Origin of the sequence: Bradyrhizobium sp. (genome assembly GCF_049798375.1) — a bacterium.
Classification (GTDB): Bacteria; Pseudomonadota; Alphaproteobacteria; order Rhizobiales; family Xanthobacteraceae; genus Bradyrhizobium.
Genome location: NZ_JBARGP010000217.1, coordinates 1 through 4543 on the forward strand (window position 1 = coordinate 1; position 4543 = coordinate 4543).

Annotated in this window: 6 protein-coding genes; 4 read left to right on the top strand and 2 right to left on the bottom strand. The window is 65.5% G+C overall.

Annotated elements, in window-relative coordinates; all coding sequences use genetic code 11:
- The 4 genes from WA702_RS09215 to WA702_RS09230 form a co-directional block, all read left to right on the top strand.
- Window positions 1-371: chemotaxis protein CheW (locus tag WA702_RS09215; protein WP_425110213.1), on the top strand; the 371-nt coding region annotated here is incomplete at its 5' end.
- Between the two features lie 86 nt (window positions 372-457).
- Window positions 458-823: a response regulator gene (locus tag WA702_RS09220; protein ID WP_425110214.1), complete on the top strand. Its 366-nt coding sequence runs from the start codon at window positions 458-460 to the stop codon at window positions 821-823.
- A 73-nt stretch (window positions 824-896) separates the two neighbouring features.
- Window positions 897-2096: a protein-glutamate methylesterase/protein-glutamine glutaminase gene (locus WA702_RS09225; protein ID WP_425110215.1), complete on the top strand. Its 1200-nt coding sequence runs from the start codon at window positions 897-899 to the stop codon at window positions 2094-2096.
- On the top strand, window positions 2093-2965 hold the full coding sequence (locus WA702_RS09230) for a CheR family methyltransferase (RefSeq protein WP_425110216.1): 873 nt from the start codon (window positions 2093-2095) through the stop codon (window positions 2963-2965). The genes WA702_RS09225 and WA702_RS09230 overlap by 4 nt, the downstream gene beginning before the upstream one ends.
- Before the next feature lie 13 nt (window positions 2966-2978).
- Here WA702_RS09230 and WA702_RS09235 read toward each other — a convergent pair whose 3' ends face one another.
- Both WA702_RS09235 and WA702_RS09240 read right to left on the bottom strand, forming a co-directional pair.
- The gene (locus tag WA702_RS09235; RefSeq protein WP_425110217.1) at window positions 2979-4139 is read right to left on the bottom strand and encodes a glutathionylspermidine synthase family protein; all 1161 of its coding nucleotides are present in this window, start codon (window positions 4137-4139) and stop codon (window positions 2979-2981) included.
- A 6-nt stretch (window positions 4140-4145) separates the two neighbouring features.
- Window positions 4146-4361, bottom strand: a complete 216-nt coding sequence (locus tag WA702_RS09240; protein WP_425110218.1) for a hypothetical protein — start codon at window positions 4359-4361, stop codon at window positions 4146-4148.
- Window positions 4362-4543: the final 182 nt, after the last annotated feature.

Consider the following 4543-nt stretch of genomic DNA (forward strand, 5'->3'; position numbering starts at 1 on the left):
ACGTGTTCATGCCGGAACGGCTGACGCGGGTGCCGCTGTCGTCGGCCGAGATCGCCGGCGTATTGAACCTGCGCGGCCGCATCGTCACCGTGATCGACATGCGCGCCCGTCTCGGCCTGTCCAAGGCCGACGACGGCAAGCCGCCGATGGCGGTCGGCGTCGACCTGCGCGGCGAATCCTACGGCCTCCTGATCGACCAGATCGGAGAGGTGCTGCGTCTACCCGACGACGGTCGCGAGGAGAATCCGGTCAATCTCGATCCACGCATGGCCAAGCTGGCCGGCGGCGTTCATCGCCTCGACGGACAGTTGATGGTCATCCTCGACGTCGATCGTGTGCTCGAAATGGCGCACGACAAGATGGCTGCCTGACGACCGAGACAGAGACCGCGGCGCGCGACCTGCGCGAAGCGCAACGCTCAGTACAACTGGATCAGAAGAGAGAATAAGAGGCACACATGAGAACCTGTCTTGTGGTCGACGATTCAAGCGTCATTCGAAAGGTCGCGCGCCGCATCCTGGAAGGTCTGGACTTTCAGATCCTGGAAGCGGAAGACGGCGAGCAGGCGCTGGAGGTCTGCAAGCGCGGTCTTCCGGACGCCGTGCTGCTCGACTGGAACATGCCGGTGATGGACGGCTATGAGTTCCTGGGCAATCTGCGCCGCATGCCGGGCGGCGATCAGCCCAAGGTCGTGTTCTGCACCACCGAAAACGACGTCGCGCATATCGCGCGCGCGCTGCATGCCGGCGCCAACGAGTACATCATGAAGCCGTTCGACAAGGACATCGTCACGGCGAAGTTCCAGGAAGTCGGCCTGCTCTGATCCATCGTGTCCGGGCGCGCGCCAATGCCGCCCGGCTCTGTCTTCCTGTCTGCTTCTGGTTCGTGGTGTACTGATGAGCGTCGCATTGGCAAGTTCTTCGATTCCCAGTTCGACCCGCCACGAGCCGCTGCGCGTGATGGTCGTCGACGATTCGGTCGTGATCCGTGGCATGATCTCGCGCTGGATCGGATCGGAGCCCGACATGGTGGTGGCGGCCTCGCTCCGCACCGGGCTCGAGGCCGTCAACCAGATCGAGCGTGTCAATCCCGACGTCGCCGTGCTGGATATCGAGATGCCCGAGCTCGATGGCATCGCCGCACTGCCGCGACTGCTTGCCAAGAAGAAGAACCTGATCATCATCATGGCGTCCACGCTGACCCGCCGTAACGCGGAGATCAGCTTCAAGGCGCTGTCGCTCGGCGCCGCCGACTACATCCCGAAGCCCGAGAGCACGCGCGAGGCGTCGGCGGCCGACATCTTCCATCACGATCTGATCCAGAAGATCCGCGCCCTCGGCGGCAAGGCGCGCCGCACCAGTCCAATGTCGCCGATGCATGCACCGGCCGTGCCGAGCATCGCGCCGATCCCGGAGCACCGGCCGCTCGCGGTCCGTACGGTCCCGGCGCCGGCACTTGCAGCCGCGTCGCACGCGTCGGCGCAGCTGGCGCGTCGCGCATTCAGTACGCAGATGCCGAAGGTGCTCCTGATCGGCTCCTCGACTGGCGGCCCGCAGGCGCTGATGTCGGTGGTGGCCGAACTCGGTCCGGTGATCGATCGCTGTCCGGTGCTGATCACCCAGCACATGCCGCCGACCTTCACCACCATTCTGGCGGAGCACCTCGCACGATCGAGCCGGCGTCCCGCGCATGAGGCGGTCGACGGTGAGCCCGTCAAGGCCGGCCGGATCTATCTCGCGCCGGGCGGCCGTCACATGAAGGTCGCGCGCCATGGCGCCGAGACCGTGATCGTGCTCGATAACGGCCCGCCGGTGAACTTCTGCAAGCCTGCGGTCGACCCGCTGTTCTCTTCGGCGATCGAGGTCTGGCAGGGCGCGACGCTCGCCGTGATCCTCACCGGCATGGGCTCGGACGGCATGCGCGGCGGCAAGGAAATCGTCGCCGCCGGCGGCAGCGTGATGGCGCAGGACGAGGCCACCAGCGTGGTGTGGGGCATGCCCGGCGCCGCGGCCAATGCCGGCATCTGCTCGGCCATCCTCCCCTTGAATCAGATCGCGCCGAAGCTGGTCCGGTTGTTTGCAGGAGACCGCTCGTGACGCCGCTCGATTACGAATTCCTGCGCCGGCTTCTCAAGGAGCGCTCGGGGCTCGATCTGTCCACAGACAAGCAATATCTGGTCGAAAGCCGGCTGCTGCCGTTGGCGCGCCGCGTTGGGCTCGGCACCATCACCGAGCTGGTTGTGAAGATGAAGAGCGGCGCCGAGCAGCTCACCTCCGACGTCGTCCAGGCGATGACGACCAACGAGACGTTCTTCTTCCGCGACAAGATTCCGTTCGATCATTTGCGCGATCCGATCCTGCCCACCCTCGTACAGTCGCGTGCCATGCGGCATTCGATCCGGATCTGGTCGGCGGCGTGCTCGACCGGCCAGGAGCCGTATTCGATCGCGATGTGCCTGCGCGAGTTCGGTCCCATGCTGTCGGGCTGGCGCACCGAGATCGTCGCCACCGACCTGTCGCAGGACGTGCTGGAGAAGGCGAGGGCCGGCCTCTACAGCCAGTTCGAGGTGCAGCGCGGCCTGCCGATCCAGCTGCTGGTCAAGCATTTCAGCCAGACCGGCGAGATGTGGCAGCTCAACGCCGACATCCGCAGCATGGTCCAGCACCGGCAGTTGAACCTGCTGCAGGACTTCTCCCATCTCGGCAAGTTCGACGTGATCTTCTGCCGCAACGTGCTGATCTATTTCGACCAGGAGACCAAGATCTCGATCTTCGAGCGTCTGGCCCGCATGCTGGAGCCCGACGGCTATTTGATGTTGGGAGCGGCGGAATCCGTGGTCGGCATCACCGATGCGTTCCGGCCCTGTTCGGATCGGCGCGGGCTGTATCAGCTCAATCCGGCGCGGATGGCGCGTCCGGGCGGCGCAGCGACGCTGGCGGGGCTGAAGGTCGCCGCGGCCCGCTGAGCCGAAGCGTTCGCTACAAGATCGCGTGCGGCAAAAAGCGCGAGCCGTTGCCGGTGATCGGCGTTGCGTCCTCGCGAATCGATAGTCCGCACGGCTCGCCCGCGACCAGCCAGCTGCCGACCACCGGATAGACGCCGCCGAAGTCGGGCAGCGGCGCCAGGGCCTGGCGCACGAAGCCTTCCGCTCCGTAAGGGCCGCCCTCGGTACTGACTGCGACGCCGTCGGCGACCAGGCTGACATTGGCGCCCTCGCGCGAATACAGCGGCTTGCGCACGAAGCTGGTGCCGAGCCTCGCGGCTTTCGGATCGTCCTCGAAGAACGCCGGCAGCAGGTTCGGATGGCCCTCGAACATCTGCCACAGCAGCGGCAGGATGCCCTTGTTGGAGAGCAGCGCCTTCCACGGCGGCTCGATCCAGCGCGTGCGCGCTTCGGGCAGCCGCGCGCCAAAGGTGTCGTGGAACATCCATTCCCAGGGATAGAGCTTGAACACCAGCGCCATGTCGTTGGTGTCGAGGTCGACGAAGCCGCCGCCTTTATCGCGCCAGCCGATGTCCGCGATGTCGATGATCTCAGTGGCAAGGCCGGCCTGCGCCGCGGTGTCGGCGAGGTAAGCAAGTGTGCCGGCATCCTCGGCCTCGCCGGTCATCCCCGTGAGATGCAGGCGGCCGACAGGGCCGAGCTCCTCCCAGCGCGCGATCAGCCGCTCGTGGATCGAGTTGTACTGATCGGCGCGGCCGGGCAGCACGCGCCGCTCGATCGACTGCTCCAGCCAGGTCCATTGAAACACCGCGGCCTCGAAGATCGAGGTCGGCGTATCCGCATTGTATTCGAGCAGCTTGGCCGGCCCTTGTCCGCTGAAGCTGAGATCGAGCCGGCCATACAGGCTGCGATCTTCGCGCTGCCAGCTGTCGTGAAGCAGCGGCCAGAACGCTGGTGGAATCTTCAGCCGCGTCAGGATCGCGTCGTCGGCGAGCGCGCGGTCGACCAGTTCGAGGCACATCGCCTCGATCTCCGCCGTCGCCGCCTCGATGTCGACGTCGATCTCCTTCAGGCTGAATTGATAGTAGGCACGTTCGTCCCAATAGCGTTGGCCGTCGATCTCGCAGAAGTCGAAGCCGCAATCATCGGCCGTCTGTCGCCAGTCGTCACGCTCGGGACAGGCGATCCGCTTCATGCGCCGCTAGCCGCCGGCATGGCCGTGGACATGCGCAGCCGTGCCGCCGAAGCCTCCATGGGCAAAACCACCCTGGATGGCGCGGCAGTCCGGCTGTCCGTTCGGCCCTCGCACAGTCTCGAACCCGGGGCCACAAGGCTGCGCGCGTGCAAAGCTCATGGAGACTGCGCCAAGGGCGGCAGTCCCCATCATCGTCAGCACCACACGGCGCGAACGCTTCATGGGTGTCATCCCCAAAGTCAGAATTCGATTTTCTTATGATTTTGAGTCTGTGTCAAAGATCCGCGCTCACTCGACACCGCAAACGCGGTGATTTGTTGGCACCGTTAAAAAATCATTCGCCGCCACCGGCGCCGAAGCCGTGGCCCGAGGCGCCGAAGCCGCCGCGCGCGACACCGCCGGAG

Excerpts from the sequence above, each read along its gene's own strand:
- WA702_RS09220 (WP_425110214.1), top strand. The coding sequence starts at position 458 with ATGAGAACCTGTCTTGTGGTCGACGATTCAAGCGTCATTCGAAAGGTC.
- WA702_RS09225 (WP_425110215.1), top strand. The coding sequence starts at position 897 with ATGAGCGTCGCATTGGCAAGTTCTTCGATTCCCAGTTCGACCCGCCAC.
- WA702_RS09235 (WP_425110217.1), bottom strand. The coding sequence starts at position 4,139 with ATGAAGCGGATCGCCTGTCCCGAGCGTGACGACTGGCGACAGACGGCC.
- WA702_RS09240 (WP_425110218.1), bottom strand. The coding sequence starts at position 4,361 with ATGAAGCGTTCGCGCCGTGTGGTGCTGACGATGATGGGGACTGCCGCC.